The sequence below is a fragment of the Comamonas sp. DB36 genome (genome assembly GCF_057914905.1).
Genome location: NZ_CP196631.1, coordinates 2,033,657 through 2,051,514, shown reverse-complemented (window position 1 = coordinate 2,051,514; position 17,858 = coordinate 2,033,657). Strand labels below are relative to the sequence as shown.

Below are 17,858 nucleotides of genomic sequence, written 5' to 3'. Positions count from 1 at the left end.
ACCCGATGAAGACAATCCACAAGCTCGACCGCACTCGCCAGGCCGCCCCGCAGGTTTTCGGATGGCTGCGCGAAGCCATCATTTCCCTGGAGCTCGCGCCAGGCACGCCCCTGTCACGCGCCGAAATCGCCGAACGCTTCGAGCTGAGCCAGACGCCAGTGCGCGATGCGCTGATGCAGTTGCGCCAGGAAGGTCTGGTCGACATCTTTGCCCAGCACGCCACGCGCGTGAGCCGCATCGACCTGCCCTCGGCCGAGCAGGCGCAGTTCCTGCGCTGCGCGATCGAACTGGAAGTGGTGCGCACGCTCGCGCTGGCCGGCGACGGCGCGCTGCACGCACGCCTGCGGTCCATGGTCGATGTCCAGGCGGCGCTGGCCACCAGCGGCGCCGAGGAGTTCATCGCCGCCGACCAGGCCTTTCACCGCACCATGTACGAAGCCGCGGGCGCACCCGATCTGTACGAGCTGGTGCGCCGGCGCAGCGGCCACCTCGACCGGCTGCGCCGGCTCGACCTGCCTTCTGCCGGCAACGCCGAGCGCGTGGTGCGCGACCACCGCCGCATCGTCGAAGCCCTGGCCAGCGGCGCGCCCGACGCGGCCCAGGCCGCGCTGCGCGCGCATCTGTCGGGCACGCTCAGCCGCGTCACCGACATCCGCCAGCGCCATCCCGAGTACATCACCGACTGAGACTGCCAGGCGCAGAGGCGCTTACACGTTTCCCGCGCAAGCTCATGCGAAAAGCTTTGTTCCCCGCGCAGGCCATGCTTCCTAAAGTGCAGATCAACGCAGCAAAAAGCTGCGATCTTGCCTTCCAAGGAACCACGCCATGCCGACCACGCCCCGTCCCCTGTCACTGCGCCCCGCCCTTGCCGCGCTCATGGCGCTGGCTTGCAGCGCCTGGCTGCCGGCGCAGGCGCAGGCGCAAGGCGACGCCGACTGGAAACCGCGCAAGTCGACCGAATTTATCGTGCCCAGCGGCGCGGGCGCGGCGCTCGATGTCGCGGCACGCAAGCTCACCGAGCTGCTGACGCGCGAAAAGCTCGCGCCCGGCTTCATCGTCAGCAACAAATCGAGTGCGCATGGCATCGTCGCGCTCGAAGGCCTGCACCGCCACCCGGGCGACGCCCATGCGCTGATGACGCTCAGCACCAGCTACGGCAACAGCCTGGCGCAGAACGCCCTGCCCGACCACCTGCAAAAAGGCACGCCGCTGGCCACGCTGTTCCGCGAATTCGTCACGGTGGTGGTGCGCGCCGACTCGCCGCTGCGCAGCACCCAGGACCTGGTCACCCAGCTCAGGCAGGACCCGGGCAAATATTCGATAGGCATTGCGACCACGCTGGGCAACCATATCCATCTGGGTGTCGCCCAGCCGCTAAAGCTGGCCGGCGTGGACATCAAGGGCCTGCGCATCGTGCCCTACAAGTCCTCGGCCGAGTCCATGACGGCCCTCGTGGGCGGCCACCTCGACGTGGTCTCCGCGACCACGCCCAATCTGCTGCCCTATCTGCAAAGCGGACGCGTGCGCGTGCTGGCGGTTGCCGCAGAACAGCGTCTGGGCGGCGCATTCGCCCAGGCGCCGACCTGGAAGGAGCAAGGCATCGACTACGTCAGCGACTCGTTCCAGGGCGTGATGACCGTTCCCGGCGCCAGCGCCGCGCAAAAGGCCTATTGGGTAGCCGCGCTGCGCAGGGTTGCGGAAACCCGTGAGTGGAATGACTTTGTGGCCCTGAACCAATGGGAGCCCTGGTTCCAGGGTCCGCAGGCAACGCAGCAATTGCTGCAGGCCCAGCTAGCCACCAATCAGGCGCTGCTCGGCGAACTGGGACTGCTGCCGGCCGCGCCGCGCAAGATCGCCAAAGCCCCCTGAACACCACCAGAACCAGGAGACAACAATGAACATGCGTTTGAACACCAGCGCCAAAGAGTTGCTGACCGATCGTCTCGAGACCGCGCTGCAGGCTACGCCGCATATCAGCGCCGTGCCGCAGTCGGCGCATATCGGCGCGCTGATTGGCGGCGTGGATCTGAGCCAGCCGCTGACGCCGGCCGAAGTGCACAGCATCCGTTCGGCGCTGCTGCGCTGGAAGGTGGTGTTCTTTCGCGAGCAGCATCTGAGCCATGAACAGCATGTGGCCTTCGCGCGCCAGTTCGGCGATCTGACCATAGGCCATCCGGTGTTCGGCCATGTCGAAGGCCATCCCGAGCTGTACTCGATTGCCAAGCACCGCCGCGCCAACAGCCATGGCAGCGAACCCGAGCGCCGCCCCTGGACTGGCTGGCATGCCGACGTCACCGCCGCGCACAACCCGCCCGCGGCCTCCATCCTGCGCGGCGTGACCATTCCGCCCTATGGCGGCGACACGCAGTGGACCAATCTGGCCGCCGCCTACGACGCGCTGTCCGAGCCGTTGAAGGCTTTCCTGCAAGGCCTGCGCGGCGAGCACCGCTTCAGCCCGCCCACGGGCGCCAGCCCCACGCCCGAATATCTGCAACTGATCAAGAACAATACGCTGGTCAGCGAGCATCCGCTGGTCACCGTGCACCCCGAGACCGGCGAGCAGGTGCTCTACATCAGCCCGGGTTTTCTCAAGACCATCTCCGGCCTGCGCACGCGCGAATCGCGCGTTCTGCTGGAACTGCTGTGGGAACATGCGGTGGCCAGCGAATTCACCGTGCGCTTCAAATGGGAAGCCGGCTCGATTGCCTTCTGGGACAACCGCTCCACCGCCCATGTCGCGCCGCAGGACATCTTCGCGCTCGAATACGACCGCCAGCTCTATCGCAGCACGCTGGTCGGCGAAGTGCCCGTGGGCGCCGACGGCCGCGCTTCGACGGCGCTCCAGGGCGATCCGGTGCTGGCCGCACATGGTGCGGCCTACTGAGCCGCCGCAACGAATGTCTCTTCCCCTCAGGGAATTCGGGCGCTGCGCATGCAGCGCCTTTTTTTTCCTTGCAGCCGCTCAGTTCAACGGCAGGCCGACATAGTTTTCCGCCAGCGACGTCGAACCGGCGCGCGAATGCACCAGATAGTCGAGTTCGGCTTCCTGCACCTTGCGCTCGAAGTCGCCCGACTCGGGGAAGCGGTGCATCAGCGAAGTCATCCACCACGAGAAGCGCTCGGCCTTCCAGACGCGGCGCAGGCTGACTTCCGAATAGCGGTCTATGCCTTCGCTGCTGCGCTGCTGGTAGTACTCGGCAAACGCGTTCGACAGATAGCCCACGTCGGAGGCCGCCAGGTTGAGCCCCTTGGCGCCCGTGGGCGGCACGATGTGGGCCGCGTCGCCCGCGAGGAACATGCGGCCGAAGCGCATGGGTTCGGACACGAAGCTGCGCAGCGGCGCAATGCTCTTTTCGAGCGAAGCGCCCGTGACCAGGTTGTCACGCGCCTCGGGGTCCAGGCGCAGGCGCAGTTCATCCCAGAACGCCTCATCGCTCCAGTTCTCGACCTTGTCGGTCAGCGGCACCTGCAGGTAATAGCGGCTGCGCGTGGCGCTGCGCTGGCTGCACAAGGCGAAGCCGCGCTCGGTGTGGGCGTAGATCAGCTCATGCGAGACCGGCGGCACATCGGCCAGGATGCCCAGCCAGCCGAACGGGTAGACCTTCTCGTAGTTGCGGATGCTTTCTGCGGGAATGCTCGCGCGGCACACGCCGTGAAAGCCATCGCAGCCGGCAATGAAGTCGCAGCTGATCTCATGCTGCTCGCCGTCCTTGTGATAGCGCACGCGCGGGCGTTCGCTGCCGAATTCAAGCGGCGTCACGTCCTGGGCTTCGTACACCGTGAGCAGGCCCGCGCGTTCACGCGCTTCCATCAGGTCGCGCGTGACTTCGGTCTGGCCGTAGACCATCACGCGCTTGCCGCCCGTGAGTTCATGCAGGTCGATGCGGTGGCGCTTGCCGCCGAACAGCAGTTCGATGCCGTCGTGCGGCAGGCCTTCGGCGCGCATGCGCTTGTCGGCCTTGGCCTGGGTCAGCAGATCGACCGTGACCTGTTCGAGCACGCCGGCGCGGATGCGGCCCAGCACGTAGTCGGGACTGCGCTGCTCGAGGATCACGTTGTCGATGCCTGCTTCATACAGCAGCTGTCCCAGAAGTAGGCCTGCGGGGCCGGCGCCGATGATTGCCACTTGTGTACGCATCTGTCTCTCCACCAAAGTTGTTTGCCGCTAGCGTAGAAGCGATGCTCTGCGCCAGCGCAAACCGGGATCGACTTTTGCGCGATGATCGCGCAAAATGTGCGGCAATCGCGCAATACTTCACGCCTGCCCATGACGCCCTTGCCTTCCTCATCGCCCGGCCCCGGCATTGCCGCGGCCGATTACATCGCCGGCCTGGGCAAGGGCCTGGCCGTGCTCGAGTGCTTCGACACCGAGCGCCAGCGGCTCAACGCCACGCTGGCCGCGGAGCGCGCAGGTCTCACGCGCGCCGCCGCGCGCCGCCATCTGCTGACGCTGGCGCACCTGGGCTATCTTGAATCCGACGGCCACCATTTCTGGCTCACGCCCAAGGTGCTGGGCCTGTCGGGCAGCTATCTGGCCAGTGCCCGCCTGCCGCGCACCGTGCAGCCTGTGCTCAATCGCCTGAGCGCGCTGGCCGCGTTCTCGTTTTCCGCAGCGATTCTTGCGGGCAGCGAAACCGTGGTGATCGCGCGCAGCACGGCCCAGGGCGCGGCCCAGCAGTTGTTCGCCCACGGCGTGCATCTGGGCAGCCGGCTGCCCGCGCATGCCTCGTCGACCGGCCGCGTGCTGCTGGCCGCCCTGCCCTTGCAGGCGCTGGAGGAATGGCTGGCCTGCCGCACGCTGCACCGGCTGACGCTGCACACGCTGACCCAGCCTCCCGAGCTGCGCGCCTGTCTGGACCAGGTGCGCGCCCAGGACTACTGCGTTGCCCAGGAAGAGCACGAGCTGGGTGTACAGGCGATCGCCGTGCCGCTGCGCAACAGCGCGGGCCAGACCGTGGCCGCGCTCAACGCCGTGATGTCTTCGCAGCACATGACGGCCCAGGCCCTGGAGCGCAATCTGCTGCCGCTGCTGCGCGACGCGGCCCAGGAGTTGCGGCCGCTGCTGTGAGGCCAGGCCTCCCAGTCACTCCCCCTTCAAAGGCCTCACAGCCGCCTCCAGGCACAGGCCGCGCAGCAACTCCGAAGTGCGGCGTATCAGCGGCGTGCTTTTCTTCTTTGCCGACTGCGCCATGCACAGCGTGCTCACTATGCCCGGTGACTCGATGGGAATGCAGGCCAGCTCGTCCTGATGGTCATGGCTGCTGAGCGCACTCGCCGTGAGCGCCGCATAGCCGTAGCCGCCACGCACCAGGTCCAGAATGGCGGGGACGCTGGAAACTTCCCAGACCACGTTGAGCTTGACCTGCGACAGCGTCGCCTGGGCTTCCATCAGCTTGCGGAAGATCTGGCCGCGCTGGGGCATGACCAGCGGATAGCCCGAGAGCTCCTCGAAGCGCACTGCAGTGCGATGGCCCATGCTCGCCGGTCCTATAAGGCACAGCCGCTCCTCGAGCACGGGCGTGACCTCGACCTGGGGCTGGGGCTCGGGCGTGTAGACCAGGGCCAGGTCCATGCGGCCCGAAGTCAGCCATTCGGCCATGTTGACCGAAAAGCCTTCGACCACGGCCAGACCCGCCTTGGGCATTTCCCGGCTGAAGATGTCGATCAGCGGCAGCGTGAGCCGGCGCGCAAGGCTGGGCGGCAGGCCGACCACGATGCGCCCCACGGGTTCGTCGCGCTGGCTGCCCAGGTCTTCCTTGGCCAGGGCCACGCGCTGCATGATGGCGTGGCCATGCTCGAGCAGGCGTCGGCCCGCGTCGGTAAGCGTCACGCCGCGGCCGGTGCGTATCAGCAAGGTCTCGCGCAGCTCGATTTCCAGGGTTCGCACCTGGCGGCTGAGCGCCGGCTGCGCAATATCGAGCAAGAGCGCGGCCTTGCTGAAGCTGCCGGTCTCGGCCACCTGGACAAAAGTTTCTATCTGCTGAAGATTCATGGCGCACTCAAACTGTAACCATGCCATTTTGCTATAGCTGGTAGAGAGGCGGGCGTCTAGGTGATACGGGCCGGCCTGCCACAATGCAGAATAAGCTGCGTTCGCCCCTAGCCTGCACAAGAGCGAACGCGCTAAAAAACGCGATCAGCCGATAACGGAGACAAAATGACCATAGACACACGTCAAATGAACCGCCGCAGCGCCGGCCTTGCGTTGGGCGCGCTCGCGCTCGGCGCCATGGCCCCGGCACGCGCCCAGACCGCGACCAACTGGCCCACCAAGCAGGTGCGCATCATCAATCCGTTTCCCGTGGGCGGCGGCCCCGACGGCACCTCGCGCCTGGTCGCAGACAAGCTGTCGCGCCTTTGGAACCAGCCGGTGATCGTCGAGAACCGCCCCGGCGGCAACGGTTTCATCGCCATCGATGCGTTCAAGCGCGGCGCGACCGACGGCACGGACATCATCCAGCTGGACAACGTCCACCTCGCGGCCTACCCCCACCTGTTCAAGAAGCTGCCCTACAACATCGACAAGGACTTCGAAGTCGTTCTGCCGCTGTTTCGCACCTTCTTCTTCGTCTGCGTCGCGACCGACAGCCCCTACAAGACCGTCGCCGACCTGATTGCCGATGCCAAGGCGCGTCCCGGCAAGCTCAACTACGGCTCGTGGTCCGTGGGCAATCCCGTGCACCTGGGCTCGGCGCTGCTCGAATCGCTGACCGGCACCAAGATGGAGCATGTGATCTACAAGGAAACCAGCCAGCTCTACACCAGCGTCGCCACGGGCGAGCTCGCGTTCGCGCTGGGATCTTCCGGCACCGCGGGTCCGCTCGCGCGTTCGGGCAAGCTGCGCTTCCTGGCCGTGCTCGCACCCCACCGCCTCAAGGGCTACGAAGACGTTCCCACGGTCGCCGAATCGGGCGGCCCGGCCAATGCCATCGTCACGGGCTGGAACGCGTTTGCAGTGTCCAAGAGCACGCCCGCGGCCGTGGTCGACAAGATCCGCCGCGACACCATGAAGGCGCTGGCCGAGCCCGATGTGCAGCCCAAGTTCCAGACCTTCGGCTACGAGAACTACTTCCCGACGCCGCAGGAATTCAAGACCTTCATGGTCGAAGAGAACAAGCGCTTTGGCGACGTGATCCGGCGCGCGAACCTGGAGCTGTGATCCGGGCGCCCGGTGTTGCCGGGTGCTGGAAAAGAAAGCCGCTGCAGGCAACTGCAGCGGCTTTTTACATGGCTTGCACGCCAGGCGCTCAGTCGGCGCGCACGAATTCCTCGGTATCGACTTCGCGGTGCCCCTGCGGCGCGTAGCGGCTGCCGACGATCGCCGATGGCTGGAACAGCGCGTCGAGTTGCTCGAGCTGGGCGCTAGACAGCTTGATTTCGGCGCCATGCAGGTCTTCATCCAGGTGCTTGCGCTGCGTGGTGCCGGGCAGCGCGATCACATGCTCGCCCTGGTGCAGCACCCAGGCAATCGCCAGCGCGGCCAGGCTGCAGTCGGCCTGTTCGGCGATCTCGCGCATGGGCGCGAGCAGCCGCAGGTTGCGCGGGTAGTTTTCCGCCGAGAAACGCGGCATGGCCGTGCGCACGTCCTTTTCGCCCAGCGTCGCCGCATCGAGCAGATCGCCGCCCAGAAAGCCACGGCCCAGCGGACTGAAAGCCACATAGGCAATGCCCAGCTCGGCGCAGCGCTGCAGCGTGCCGAGTTCGGCGTTGCGCGACCACAGCGAGTACTCGCTTTGCAGCGCGGTGATCGGGTGCTCGCGGTGGGCGCGCGCAAGCGTCTCGGCCGAGACTTCGGACAGGCCCAGCGCGCGCACCTTGCCCTCCTGCAGCAGCCGGCCCATCTCGCCCACCGATTCCTCGATAGGCACCGACTTGTCCCAGCGGTGCAGGTAGTAGAGGTCGATCACGTCCGTGCCCAGGCGGCGCAGGCTGTCCTCGCAATTGCGCCGCAGCGTGGCCGGCCGGCCGTCGATCACGCGGCGCGTGACGCCATCCTCGCCCACCACCCCGGCCATGCCGCCCTTGCTGCACAGCGTGATGCGGTCGCGGTGCGGCGCCAGCACCGGGCCGACCAGGGTTTCATTCGCGCCAAAGCCGTAGAGGGCCGCGGTGTCGAACAGCGTCACGCCCTGGTCGAGCGCATGGGCGAGCAGCTCGCGGCCCTGCTCGGCGCTGGGCGGCGTGCCGTAGGCATGGCTCAGATTCATGCAGCCCAGACCGACGGAAGTGACGTCGAAAGAGCCGATTTTGCGTGTCTGCATGGGTCAATCCTTGAAAAGGCAAAGCCAGCGCCTGCTGTCTGCAGGCGCTGGCCGTGGGGTTGCGAAGTCAGGCAAGCTTGCCCGAAGCTTTAGTTCAATTGCTGCTCAAGCTTATGCAGCACCTGGTAGCAAGGCAGCACCTGGCCCACGCTGGCATTGGGTTCGCGGCCTTCGCGGATCGCGGCAAAGAACTCGCGGTCCTGCAGCTCGATGCCGTTCATCGACACATCGACCTGGGACACGTCGATCTTTTCATCCTTGCCGTTGAACAGGTCATCGTAGCGCGCCAGATAGGTGCCGGTGTCGCCGATGTAGCGGAAGTAGGTGCCCAGCGGGCCGTCGTTGTTGAACGACAGGCTCAGCGTGCAGATCGCGCCGTTCGCGGCCTTGAGCTGGATGCTCATGTCCATGGCGATGCCCAGCACGGGGTGGATGGGGCCTTGCACGGCATTGGCCTGCACGATGGGGCTGCCCGCCTGGTAGGCAAACAGGTCCACGGTGTGGGCTGCGTGGTGCCACAGCAGGTGGTCGGTCCAGCTGCGTGCCTGGCCCAGCGCGTTGGTGTTGGTGCGGCGGAAGAAATAGGTCTGCACGTCCATCTGCTGCAGGTTCAGCTCGCCTGCGCCGACCTTCTTGTGGATCCACTGGTGGCTGGGATTGAAGCGGCGCGTGTGGCCGCACATCGCGACCAGGCCCGATTCCTTTTGCGCCGCGACCACGGCTTCGGCGTCGGCCAGGCTGTCGGCCATGGGAATCTCGACCTGCACATGCTTGCCGGCCTTGAGACACGCAATTGCCTGCGAAGCATGCATCTGTGTGGGCGTGCACAGGATCACGGCGTCGACTTCGGGCAGCGCCAGGCTGTCGGCGAGATCGGTGGTCACATGGGCAATGCCGTACTTGGCCGCGACTTCGCGCGTCTTTTCGAGGTCGCGGCTCACCAGCGAGACGACTTCAACGCCATCGATGTTCTTGATGCCGTCGAGGTGCTTGATGCCGAATGCGCCGGCACCGGCCAGGGCAACTTTGATGGTCTTCTTGCTGTTCATTGGTTCTCCAGTATCAGGTGGCCCACGGCGGTATTCGACGCAGGCACATGGTAGAAGCGGTGGGCGACCTTGGGCACGGGCGCCGGGCTGTCGATGTCGCTCATCGCGCCGCGCGCGATGAGCCACATCACCAGTTCGATGCCTTCCGAGCCGGCTTCGCGCACATAGTCGATGTGCGGCATCTTGGCCAGGCCGTGGGGGTTGTCGATCAGGCGGTCCAGGAAGTTCAGGTCCCATTCCTTGTTGATCAGGCCGGCGCGCGCGCCCTGCAACTGGTGGCTCATGCCGCCCGTGCCCCAGATGTGGACGTTGAGGTCCTCGTCATAGCTTTCCACGGCCTTGCGGATCGCGCGGCCCAGGTTGAAGCAGCGCTGGCCCGAAGGCACGGGGTATTGCACCACGTTGACCGCAAACGGAATCACCGGGCAGGGCCAGCCTTCTTCAGGCGTGGGCTGGCCGCACATCAGCGACAGCGGCACGGTGAGGCCGTGGTCCACGTCCATCTTGTTGACGATGGTCAGGTCGAAATCCTGCTGTATCACCGACTGCGCGATGTGCGACGCCAGATCGGGGTGGCCAACGACGGTGGGCACGGGGCGCGGGCCCCAGCCTTCGTCGGCCGGCGTGAAGGTGTCGGCCGTGCCGATCGCGAACGTCGGGATCATGTCCAGGCTGAACGCCGTCGCGTGGTCGTTGTAGACCAGGAAGATGACGTCGGGCTTGTTGTCCTTCATCCACTGCTTGGAGGGCTCATAGCCCTTGAACAGCGGCTTCCAGTAGTCGTCCTGGTCGCGGCCCAGATCGAGGGCCGCGCCTATCGCGGGCACATGGGAAGTGAAGACGGAAGCGGTGATGCGGGCCATTCAGTTGCCCTCCTTGCGGGCAGAGTTTCCTTGGGGCTGGCGGTGCGCCTGGGCGTCGCCGTCTTCGCCGACAACGCGGTTGCCGTTGGCCGAGCGGCCGCCGGCAAGCATCATGGCGCGGTATTCGTCTTCGGTCATGCCGGTCATAGAGCCTGCCATCTGCTGGAAGCTCTTGCCGTCGGTCGCGCCGATCTTGGCCAGGAAGTAGATGTTGCCGCCGGTGCGCATGCACCAGTTCAGGTCGCGCGCGAGCACCGCCTGCTTCTGCTCTTCGGTCATCGCCCACTCGTCGAGGTAGGCGCGCTCGTCGGCCTTGAAGCGCGCGCGGTTCTCGGCCTTCATCAGCGACATGCAGAACTGGTTGAGCCAGTAGCCCTTGCGGGACTGCTGGGCGTCAAAGATGATGGTGCCGGGCACATCGGTATAGGGTTTATGCAGAGCCATGATCAGACTTCCTCTGGCCAGTAAAGACGCATGGGATTGTCCACCAGCAGCTTGCGCTGCAGTTCGGCCGTGGGTGCGATGTGGGGAATGAAGTCCACCAGCAGGCCGTCGTCGGGCATATGGTCCTTGAGGTTGGGATGCGGCCAGTCGGTGCCCCAGAGCACGCGGTCGGGGAACTCCTCGACCACACGGCGCGCGAACGGCACCACGTCCTGGTAGGCATTCTGTTCGCCATCAAGCGCCTTGGGGCCGGTGATGGACAGGCGCTCGGGGCACGAGACCTTGCTCCAGACATTGGGGTGCTCGCGCATGAACTTGAGGAACAGCTCGAACTCGGGGCCGTCGATGGGCTTGCTCACATCGGGGCGGCCCATGTGGTCCACGACCACCGTGGTCGGCAGGCTGGTGAAGAAATCCCACAGCTCGGGCAGGTCGACGGCCTCGAAGTAGATCACCACATGCCAGCCCAGCTTCTGGATGCGGCCGGCGATTTCGAGCAGCTCGTCCTTGGGCGTGAAGTCGACCAGGCGCTTGACGAAGTTGAAGCGCACGCCGCGCACGCCGGCGTCATGCAGCGCCTGCAGCTCTTCATCACTGATGCTGCGCTTCACGGTGGCCACGCCGCGCGCCTTGCCGCCCGCAGACTTGCAGGCATCGACCATGGCGCTGTTGTCGGCGCCGTGGCAGGTGGCCTGCACGATCACATTGCGCGCAAAGCCCAGATGGTCGCGCAGCGCAAACAGCTGCTGCTTGCTGGCGTCGCAGGGCGTGTACTTGCGCTCGGGCGCGAACGGGAATTCATCGCCCGGGCCAAACACATGGCAATGGGCATCGACCGCGCCCGCGGGCACCTGGAATTTCGGCTTGGCCGGGCCGCTGTACCAGTCGAGCCAGCCGGGGGTCTTTTCAAAATTTGCCATTTTTTGCAGTCCTTCAGTCGATGTAACGCAGGCCTGCCTGGGCCAGCGGCTCGCGCATCTTGTACATGTCGAGGCCCAGCACGCCCGAGGCCAGCTTGGCGCGCTTTTCGCCTTCGAAGCTCTCGCGCTTTTGCGCGGCCTCCAGCGTGGCGACGGCCCTGGCCGCGGGCACGCAGACCACGCCGTCGTCATCGGCGACGATCACGTCGCCGGGAGTGACCCACATGCCGGCGCAGACCACGGGAATGTTGACCGAGCCCAGCGTCGCCTTGATCGTGCCGCGCGACGAGATGGCGCGGCTCCAGACCGGGAAGTTCATTTCCTGCAGTGTCTTCACATCGCGCACGCCGGCGTCGATGATCAGCGCACGCGCGCCGCGCGCCTGGAAGCTGGTGGCCAGCAGGTCGCCGAAATAGCCGTCCGTGCATTCCGAAGTGATGGCCGCGACGACCACATCGCCGGGCTGGATCTGCTCGGCCACGACATGCATCATCCAGTTGTCGCCGGGCTGCAGCAGCACGGTGACGGCCGTGCCCGAGACCTGCTGGCCTGCATAGATGGGACGCATATAGGGCTTGAGCAGGCCCACGCGGCCCATGGCCTCGTGCACCGTTGCCGAGCCCAATGCTGCCAGGCCGTCGGCCGCGGCCTTGTCGGCACGCTGGATATTGCGGTAAACCACACCGAGTTCGTACATCTGAATCTCCTGTTTGCTGATGGCCTGCTTACAGGCCCTTCTTCTTGAGCGCGGCGTCGAGGCGCGTGAACACGCGGCGCGCATTGCCTTCGTAGACCTGGAAGCGCTCTTCCTCGTTGAGGTTCACCGTGTCCTCTATGTAGCGCTTGGTGTCGTCGTAGTAATGGCCCGTGGTCGGATCGATGCCGCGCACCGCGCCAATCATCTCGCTGGCAAACAAAATGTTCTTGACCGGGATCACCTTGGTGAGCAAATCAATGCCCGGCTGGTGGTAGACGCAGGTGTCAAAGAAGATGTTGTTGAGCAGGTGTTCGTCGAGCAGCGGTTTTTTCAGTTCCTGCGCCAGGCCGCGGAAACGGCCCCAGTGGTAGGGCACGGCGCCGCCGCCATGCGGAATCAGGAACTTGAGCGTGGGGAAGTCCTTGAACAGGTCGCTGGTCAGGCATTGCATGAAGGCCGTGGTGTCGGCGTTCAGGTAGTGCGCGCCCGTGGTGTGGAAGCAGCTGTTGCAGCTGGTGCTCACGTGGACCATCGCGGGAATGTCGTACTCGACCATCTTCTCGTAGATGGGGTACCAGCTGCGGTCCGACAGCGGCGGCGAAGTCCAGTGGCCGCCCGAGGGATCGGGGTTGAGGTTGATGCCCACGTTGCCGTATTGCTCCACGCATTTCACCAGCTCGGGAATGCAGGTCGCGGGATCGACGCCCGGCGACTGCGGCAGCATGGCCGCGGGAATGAAGTGCTCGGGAAACAGTTCGCTGACGCGATAGCACAGCTCGTTGCAGATCGCCGCCCAGGTCGACGAAGTCTCGAAGTCGCCGATGTGGTGGGCCATGAAGCTGGCGCGCGGGCTGAAGATCGTCAGGTCGGAGCCGCGCTGCTTCATCAGCTTGAGCTGGTTGTTCTCTATGGTGTCGCGGATCTCGTCGTCGCTGATCTTCAGCGAACTGGCCGACGGGGCCTGGCTGGGGTCCTTGAGGCCGGCAATCTGCAGGTCGCGCCAGGCGCCCAGCGCTGCGGGAGCCGTGGTGTAGTGGCCGTGTACGTCAATGATCATCGCAATGTTCTCCTGTAATTCTGAATGGGCTTAATGCGCGGCGGTGCGGCCCACGGTCTCGCCATGGGGCTTGGGACTGAAAATTTCCTTGACGATCAGCGCGCCCGTGGCAACCAGGCCGGCCACGGCCACCACGCTGAAGATCTCGCTGAAACCAAGGTGGCGCGCCGACAGCTCGGCAACCAGGAACGAGCCGGCGATGCCGCCGAAGCGGCCTATGCCCAGCATCCAGGCCACGCCCGTGGCCCGGCCGCGCGTCGGGTAGAAGGCCGCAGCCAGCGCCGGCATCGACGACTGGGCGGTGTTCATGATCGTGCCGGCAAGAAACACCGAGACCACCAGCCAGCCGAGGTTGCCCGCGGTCTGGCCTATCCACCAGATCGATACGGCAGTCAGCGCATAGCCGACGGCAATGATGCGCGTGGCGTTGAAGCGGTCCATCAGCCAGCCGAAGAACACCGCGCCTACGCCGCCCAGCGGGAACAGCGCCGCCACCAGCGCGCCGGTCTTGGGGTCCAGGCCCGCGTCGCGAAACAGGATGGGCATCCAGTTGATCAGCGCATAGAAGATCACCAGGCCCATGAAATACGCCAGCCACATCATGACCGAGCCCACGCGGTACTGCGCCGACAGCACCACGCCTATGCCGCTCTTGGCGTGCGACTCCGGCGCGGTCTCGGTCAGCACGAAGCGCTGCACGCTGCGGACGCTGTCGCCCGCGATGCGCAGCAGCACGCGGCGCACGCGCTCCATCGGGTAGCCTTTGGCCACCATGTAGCGCACCGACTCGGGCAATTGCCACAGCAGCAGCGCGACCAGCAGCAGCGGCAGCACGCCACCCAGTATCAGCACGCTGCGCCAGCCCAGCAGTGGAATCATCCAGGCCGCGAGAAAGCCGCCAAACGCCGCGCCCAGCGGAAAGCCGCAGAACATCGCATTGGTCAGCGTCGCGCGCCGGCTGTCGGGGCAGTACTCGCTCATCAGCGTCACCGCGTTGGGCATGGCCGCGCCCAGGCCCACGCCGGTGACGAAGCGCAGCGCCGTGAGGGTCCACAGATCGGGAGAAAACGCCGAGCCCAGGCAGGCCACGGCAAACAGCGCCACCGAGCCGACAAGCACCACCTTGCGGCCGAGCTTGTCGGCCAGCGGTCCGGCGCTGAGCGCGCCCGCGGCCAGGCCGAACAGCGCGGCGCTGAGCACCGGCGCGAGATCAGGCTTGCTCACGCCCCACTCGGTCATCAGATGCGGGGCGATGTAGCCGATGGCCGAAGTGTCGAAGCCGTCGAGCAGCACGATGAAGAAACACAGCGCGAAGATGCGCCACTGGAAACCCGAGAACGGGTGTTCGTTGAGCAGGGTCTGCACATTCACGGCAGAGCCTGTCTCACGCGGGGACTTGGATGACATAACGCTTCACTTCACTCTCGCGGCCGGCGCCCGGATCGACGCTGGCCATTGCAAACATCTTGCGCCCGGCAATCAGCGCTTGCCGTCCCAGGCGCTGAGCGGCACCATCACTTCGCCGCGCATCAGCAGGCGCGCGGTGCGCAGCAGCGCGGCCTTGGTCACGACCGAAGGCTGGTCCGGATCGCTGTCGAGCGTCACGCTGAACTCGCCCGTGGGATGCTCGACCGAGACCGTGACGCTGCCCGCGCCCTGGGGCACCTGGGCCACGCCCTCGCAGACCGTACCGGGCATCTTCACCGCCGTGCCCACGGTCACCGCCGCAAGCACGCCGATGGCGTCATGGCAGGCGTGGGGAATGAAGCTGCGCGTGGTCAGCGCCCCGCCATGCGCGGGCGGCGCGATCAGCGTCATCTTCGGGTAGTTCTTCTGCGTCACGTCGCCCAGGCCCATGCGCTGCGAGATCTGCAGGCGCAGCGCCTCGATGCGGAGCTTTAGGTCGGTGTCGGCATTGAGTTCGGCAACGCTTTCCTGGCCCGTGCGGCCCACGTCGGCGGCGCGCAGTATGACCAGCGGCATGCCGTTGTCTATGCAGGTCACGTCCAGCGTGAAGTCGTCAAAGCCTTCACCGCTGACGGTGATGGTGTCCCTGGGCTGACCCGTGGGCAGCAGGCTGGAGCAGACCGAGCCCGCGGTATCGAGAAAGCTGATGTCCACGGGTGCAGACTGGCCCGGTGCGCCGTCGATGCGCGCCTGGCCCTCATAGGAAATCTGGCCGCCCGGCGTCTGCACCGTGATGTCGGCCGCCATGTCGGTGTTGAGCGTCAGCACGCGAAAGGTGCTGGTCTCGCCGCGCGCCTTGACCATGCCGGTCTCGAGCGCAAACGGCACGACCGCGGCCAGCATGTTGCCGCAGTTGGGCGTGGTGTCGACAGTGTCTTTCTCGGGCTGAAGCTGGGCAAACAGGAATTCGAGATCAATGCCTTCGCGCTGGCTCAGCGACACCATGCCGACCTTGCTGGTCAGCGGGTGGGCGCCGCCAATGCCGTCGATCTGGCGCTTGTCGGGCGAACCCAGCGCCGCGAGCAGCACCTTGTCGCGCGTTGCCAGGTCTTGCGGCAGGTCTTCGGCGCGAAAGAACGGGCCTTTCGAGGTGCCGCCACGCATCAAAAGGCAGGGAATGGCCGTTTGCATTGCTGTTGTCTCTCCTGTGTATTGCTGCACATTCTGAACACTTGCAGCGGACCCCACCAGCCTTATCGCCCGCTAGCAGGTATAGCTATTCGGCATAACCCGCAGAGGGCCTGCTGCCGGGAACGGCATAGCCGCGCTCCAGCACGACCGCCTGGGCGCATTCGACCAGCCGGCGTATGCGTGCCAGCCGCGGCGAGGAGCGCAGCCACAGCGTGCCAAAGCGGCGCGACTCGGTCTGGCCGGGCAGCGCCAGCCGCACGACGTTGTGGCCGTCGGGCCAGTCGAGCGCGGTGTCGGGCACGACGGCCACGCCCAGGCCGCGGTCGACCATCATGGAGATCGCCACCAGCGAACTGAGCTCGAAGCGCTCGCGCTGCACCGTGATCTGGTTGGCGCGCAGGTAGCGCTCTATCATCTGCCCGCCGCCCAGGCTGCGGTCGTAGCGTATCAGCGGCTGGCTGCGCAGCAGCTCGAACGGCGTCAGGCCGGCGAGATGGCGCGGCGCCAGCAGTATCAGCGACTCCTCGCGCAGCAGCGACCAGTCAAAGGCCTTGGACAGCGCAAACGAGGGGTAAAGGCAGATCGCCGCATCGAGCGCGCCCTGCTGCACCGCCTGGTAGACCTGCTGGGTCGTGCCTGACTGCAGGAATACCTTGACGCCGGGCAGCTCGGCCACGAAGCGCGCCAGGATGTCGGGCAGCAGGCTGTGCAGCGCGGTGTTGATCGTGCCCAGGGTCAGCTCGCCGACCTCGGACTCCTGGTTCACATGGGTGCGCGCATGGGCCAGGTCGCGCAGCAGCTGCGGCGCGGTCGCGGCCAGGCGGTGGCCCGCGGGCGTGGGCGCCACGGTGCGCCCGGCGCGCGCCAGCAGCTCGGTGCCGAACTCGCGCTCCAGCGTGCGCATCTGCTGGGCCACGGCCGCGGCCGTGAGGTGCAGGCGGCGCGCGGCCTCGGCAATCGACCCGGTTTCCATGACCAGCAGGAAGCTGCGCAGATATTGGGTTTCCATTTCATCATTATTTCTTTCTTTTGAAGAAAGATTGCATGTGTTTCTTTTGTTTTTTGCGCGTTCCACAATGGCCGCATGAGAAGCAAACTGTTTGTCCCCGCATCCCGCCCCGAGTTGTTCGCCAAAGCGCTGGTCGGCTCGGCCGACAGCCTGTCCTTCGACCTCGAAGACGCCGTCGCCGAACCGCGCAAGGACGAAGCGCGCGCGCTGCTGCAAGGCTTTCTGCGCAGTCCAGAAGCTCTGGGCGGCCACCGCAAGACGCTGATCGTGCGCATCAACGCCATGGACACGGCACATTTCGAGCGCGATGTCGCGGACATCGTGTGCCCCGCCGTGCACTGGATCAACCTGCCCAAGCCCGAGAGCGCCGCCGATGTGCGCGCCGCCGCCGACGCCGTGGAGCGCGCGGCGCGCGCCGCGGGCATGGCACGGGCGCCGCGCCTGCTGCTGAACATCGAGACACCGCGCGCGCTGCGCCTGGCGCATGAGATTGCCTGCGCCCATCCGCTGGCCGTGGGCCTGCAGGTGGGCCTGGGCGATCTGTTCGAGCCCTATGGCGTGCACCGGCGCGAGCCCGCGGCGATTGCCCAGGTGCTGATGAGCGTGCGCATGGCCGCAGCCGAGGCCGGCATCGCGGCCTACGACGGCGCGTTTGCCAACATCCAGGACGCCGACGGCTTTCGCGCCGAAGCCCAGCTTGCCGCGCGCCTGGGCTTCACGGGCAAGACCTGCATACATCCCAGCCAGGTGGCGACGGCCAACGAGGTGTTCCAGCCCGGCGCCGCGGAACTGGCCAGCGCGCTCAAGGTGGTCAGCGCCGCGGCGCGGGCCGATGCCGACGGCGTGGGCGCCTATGTGGTCGACGGAAAGATGATAGACAAGCCCTTCGTGCTGCGCGCCCAGGCGATCGTCGCCCAGGCACGGGCGCTGGGACTGATTGCAGACGACAACTGATGGCCA

The 17,858-nt window shown here is 66.1% G+C and carries 18 protein-coding genes; 6 read left to right on the top strand and 12 right to left on the bottom strand.

Annotation, left to right across the window (positions count from 1 at the left end; genetic code table 11):
* The first annotated feature begins 5 nt into the window (after window positions 1–5).
* From ACSVDO_RS09510 to ACSVDO_RS09500, 3 genes are all read left to right on the top strand, one after another.
* Window positions 6–686, top strand: a complete 681-nt coding sequence (locus ACSVDO_RS09510; protein WP_332534219.1) for a GntR family transcriptional regulator — start codon at window positions 6–8, stop codon at window positions 684–686.
* Between the two features lie 139 nt (window positions 687–825).
* Window positions 826–1,869: a tripartite tricarboxylate transporter substrate binding protein gene (locus ACSVDO_RS09505; RefSeq protein WP_489596098.1), complete on the top strand. Its 1,044-nt coding sequence runs from the start codon at window positions 826–828 to the stop codon at window positions 1,867–1,869.
* Between the two features lie 25 nt (window positions 1,870–1,894).
* Window positions 1,895–2,884 (top strand): TauD/TfdA dioxygenase family protein, encoded by a 990-nt coding sequence (locus ACSVDO_RS09500; protein ID WP_489596096.1) that lies wholly within the window; start codon window positions 1,895–1,897, stop codon window positions 2,882–2,884.
* Between the two features lie 78 nt (window positions 2,885–2,962).
* On the opposite strand, the gene pobA is transcribed toward ACSVDO_RS09500, so the two are convergent.
* Window positions 2,963–4,138 (bottom strand): 4-hydroxybenzoate 3-monooxygenase, encoded by a 1,176-nt coding sequence (gene pobA / locus ACSVDO_RS09495; protein ID WP_332683775.1) that lies wholly within the window; start codon window positions 4,136–4,138, stop codon window positions 2,963–2,965.
* A 129-nt stretch (window positions 4,139–4,267) separates the two neighbouring features.
* On the opposite strand from pobA, the gene ACSVDO_RS09490 reads away from it, so the two are divergent.
* Window positions 4,268–5,068 carry an IclR family transcriptional regulator domain-containing protein gene (locus ACSVDO_RS09490; RefSeq protein WP_489596094.1) on the top strand — a complete coding sequence of 267 codons (801 nt, stop codon included), beginning with the start codon at window positions 4,268–4,270 and terminating at the stop codon, window positions 5,066–5,068.
* Between the two features lie 15 nt (window positions 5,069–5,083).
* Here ACSVDO_RS09490 and ACSVDO_RS09485 read toward each other — a convergent pair whose 3' ends face one another.
* Window positions 5,084–5,992: a LysR family transcriptional regulator gene (locus tag ACSVDO_RS09485; RefSeq protein ID WP_489596093.1), complete on the bottom strand. Its 909-nt coding sequence runs from the start codon at window positions 5,990–5,992 to the stop codon at window positions 5,084–5,086.
* Between the two features lie 165 nt (window positions 5,993–6,157).
* On the opposite strand from ACSVDO_RS09485, the gene ACSVDO_RS09480 reads away from it, so the two are divergent.
* Window positions 6,158–7,159: a Bug family tripartite tricarboxylate transporter substrate binding protein gene (locus ACSVDO_RS09480; protein WP_087743219.1), complete on the top strand. Its 1,002-nt coding sequence runs from the start codon at window positions 6,158–6,160 to the stop codon at window positions 7,157–7,159.
* Between the two features lie 88 nt (window positions 7,160–7,247).
* Here ACSVDO_RS09480 and ACSVDO_RS09475 read toward each other — a convergent pair whose 3' ends face one another.
* From ACSVDO_RS09475 to ACSVDO_RS09430, 10 genes are all read right to left on the bottom strand, one after another.
* Window positions 7,248–8,261, bottom strand: a complete 1,014-nt coding sequence (locus tag ACSVDO_RS09475) for an aldo/keto reductase (protein ID WP_489596091.1) — start codon at window positions 8,259–8,261, stop codon at window positions 7,248–7,250.
* Window positions 8,262–8,350: 89 nt separating this feature from the next.
* The gene (locus ACSVDO_RS09470) at window positions 8,351–9,310 is read right to left on the bottom strand and encodes a Gfo/Idh/MocA family oxidoreductase (RefSeq protein WP_489596089.1); all 960 of its coding nucleotides are present in this window, start codon (window positions 9,308–9,310) and stop codon (window positions 8,351–8,353) included.
* Window positions 9,307–10,173 (bottom strand): class III extradiol dioxygenase subunit beta, encoded by an 867-nt coding sequence (locus tag ACSVDO_RS09465; RefSeq protein ID WP_087743213.1) that lies wholly within the window; start codon window positions 10,171–10,173, stop codon window positions 9,307–9,309. Before ACSVDO_RS09465 ends, ACSVDO_RS09470 begins: the two co-directional genes overlap by 4 nt.
* Complete coding sequence (gene ligA, locus ACSVDO_RS09460) at window positions 10,174–10,617, bottom strand: protocatechuate 4,5-dioxygenase subunit alpha (RefSeq protein ID WP_087743211.1); 444 nt, start codon at window positions 10,615–10,617, stop codon at window positions 10,174–10,176. It lies immediately after the preceding gene.
* Window positions 10,618–10,619: 2 nt separating this feature from the next.
* The gene (locus tag ACSVDO_RS09455; protein WP_489596087.1) at window positions 10,620–11,537 is read right to left on the bottom strand and encodes an amidohydrolase family protein; all 918 of its coding nucleotides are present in this window, start codon (window positions 11,535–11,537) and stop codon (window positions 10,620–10,622) included.
* A 13-nt stretch (window positions 11,538–11,550) separates the two neighbouring features.
* Window positions 11,551–12,234, bottom strand: coding sequence for a 4-carboxy-4-hydroxy-2-oxoadipate aldolase/oxaloacetate decarboxylase (ligK, locus tag ACSVDO_RS09450; protein WP_489596086.1), 684 nt, complete (start codon window positions 12,232–12,234; stop codon window positions 11,551–11,553).
* A 28-nt stretch (window positions 12,235–12,262) separates the two neighbouring features.
* Window positions 12,263–13,291, bottom strand: a complete 1,029-nt coding sequence (locus tag ACSVDO_RS09445; protein WP_087743206.1) for an amidohydrolase family protein — start codon at window positions 13,289–13,291, stop codon at window positions 12,263–12,265.
* A 30-nt stretch (window positions 13,292–13,321) separates the two neighbouring features.
* Window positions 13,322–14,698 carry an MFS transporter gene (locus ACSVDO_RS09440; RefSeq protein WP_489596085.1) on the bottom strand — a complete coding sequence of 459 codons (1,377 nt, stop codon included), beginning with the start codon at window positions 14,696–14,698 and terminating at the stop codon, window positions 13,322–13,324.
* 72 nt (window positions 14,699–14,770) lie between these two features.
* A complete protein-coding gene (locus ACSVDO_RS09435) occupies window positions 14,771–15,889 on the bottom strand; it encodes a 4-oxalomesaconate tautomerase (RefSeq protein WP_489596084.1) in 1,119 nt (372 codons plus the stop codon).
* 85 nt (window positions 15,890–15,974) lie between these two features.
* Window positions 15,975–16,898, bottom strand: coding sequence for a LysR family transcriptional regulator (locus ACSVDO_RS09430; RefSeq protein WP_489596083.1), 924 nt, complete (start codon window positions 16,896–16,898; stop codon window positions 15,975–15,977).
* 75 nt (window positions 16,899–16,973) lie between these two features.
* Here ACSVDO_RS09430 and ACSVDO_RS09425 point away from each other — a divergent pair, with 75 nt between their 5' ends.
* On the top strand, window positions 16,974–17,852 hold the full coding sequence (locus ACSVDO_RS09425; protein ID WP_489596081.1) for an HpcH/HpaI aldolase/citrate lyase family protein: 879 nt from the start codon (window positions 16,974–16,976) through the stop codon (window positions 17,850–17,852).
* Window positions 17,853–17,858: the final 6 nt, after the last annotated feature.

Bases quoted from the DNA above. Each gene is read 5' to 3' on its own strand.
- pobA (WP_332683775.1), bottom strand. From the start codon at position 4,138: ATGCGTACACAAGTGGCAATCATCGGCGCCGGCCCCGCAGGCCTACTT.
- ACSVDO_RS09440 (WP_489596085.1), bottom strand. From the start codon at position 14,698: ATGTCATCCAAGTCCCCGCGTGAGACAGGCTCTGCCGTGAATGTGCAG.
- ACSVDO_RS09490 (WP_489596094.1), top strand. From the start codon at position 4,268: ATGACGCCCTTGCCTTCCTCATCGCCCGGCCCCGGCATTGCCGCGGCC.
- ACSVDO_RS09430 (WP_489596083.1), bottom strand. From the start codon at position 16,898: ATGGAAACCCAATATCTGCGCAGCTTCCTGCTGGTCATGGAAACCGGG.
- ligK (WP_489596086.1), bottom strand. From the start codon at position 12,234: ATGTACGAACTCGGTGTGGTTTACCGCAATATCCAGCGTGCCGACAAG.
- ACSVDO_RS09505 (WP_489596098.1), top strand. From the start codon at position 826: ATGCCGACCACGCCCCGTCCCCTGTCACTGCGCCCCGCCCTTGCCGCG.
- ACSVDO_RS09470 (WP_489596089.1), bottom strand. From the start codon at position 9,310: ATGAACAGCAAGAAGACCATCAAAGTTGCCCTGGCCGGTGCCGGCGCA.
- ACSVDO_RS09425 (WP_489596081.1), top strand. From the start codon at position 16,974: ATGAGAAGCAAACTGTTTGTCCCCGCATCCCGCCCCGAGTTGTTCGCC.
- ACSVDO_RS09445 (WP_087743206.1), bottom strand. From the start codon at position 13,291: ATGATCATTGACGTACACGGCCACTACACCACGGCTCCCGCAGCGCTG.
- ACSVDO_RS09475 (WP_489596091.1), bottom strand. From the start codon at position 8,261: ATGCAGACACGCAAAATCGGCTCTTTCGACGTCACTTCCGTCGGTCTG.
- ACSVDO_RS09510 (WP_332534219.1), top strand. From the start codon at position 6: ATGAAGACAATCCACAAGCTCGACCGCACTCGCCAGGCCGCCCCGCAG.
- ligA (WP_087743211.1), bottom strand. From the start codon at position 10,617: ATGGCTCTGCATAAACCCTATACCGATGTGCCCGGCACCATCATCTTT.
- ACSVDO_RS09465 (WP_087743213.1), bottom strand. From the start codon at position 10,173: ATGGCCCGCATCACCGCTTCCGTCTTCACTTCCCATGTGCCCGCGATA.
- ACSVDO_RS09485 (WP_489596093.1), bottom strand. From the start codon at position 5,992: ATGAATCTTCAGCAGATAGAAACTTTTGTCCAGGTGGCCGAGACCGGC.
- ACSVDO_RS09480 (WP_087743219.1), top strand. From the start codon at position 6,158: ATGACCATAGACACACGTCAAATGAACCGCCGCAGCGCCGGCCTTGCG.
- ACSVDO_RS09435 (WP_489596084.1), bottom strand. From the start codon at position 15,889: ATGCAAACGGCCATTCCCTGCCTTTTGATGCGTGGCGGCACCTCGAAA.
- ACSVDO_RS09455 (WP_489596087.1), bottom strand. From the start codon at position 11,537: ATGGCAAATTTTGAAAAGACCCCCGGCTGGCTCGACTGGTACAGCGGC.
- ACSVDO_RS09500 (WP_489596096.1), top strand. From the start codon at position 1,895: ATGAACATGCGTTTGAACACCAGCGCCAAAGAGTTGCTGACCGATCGT.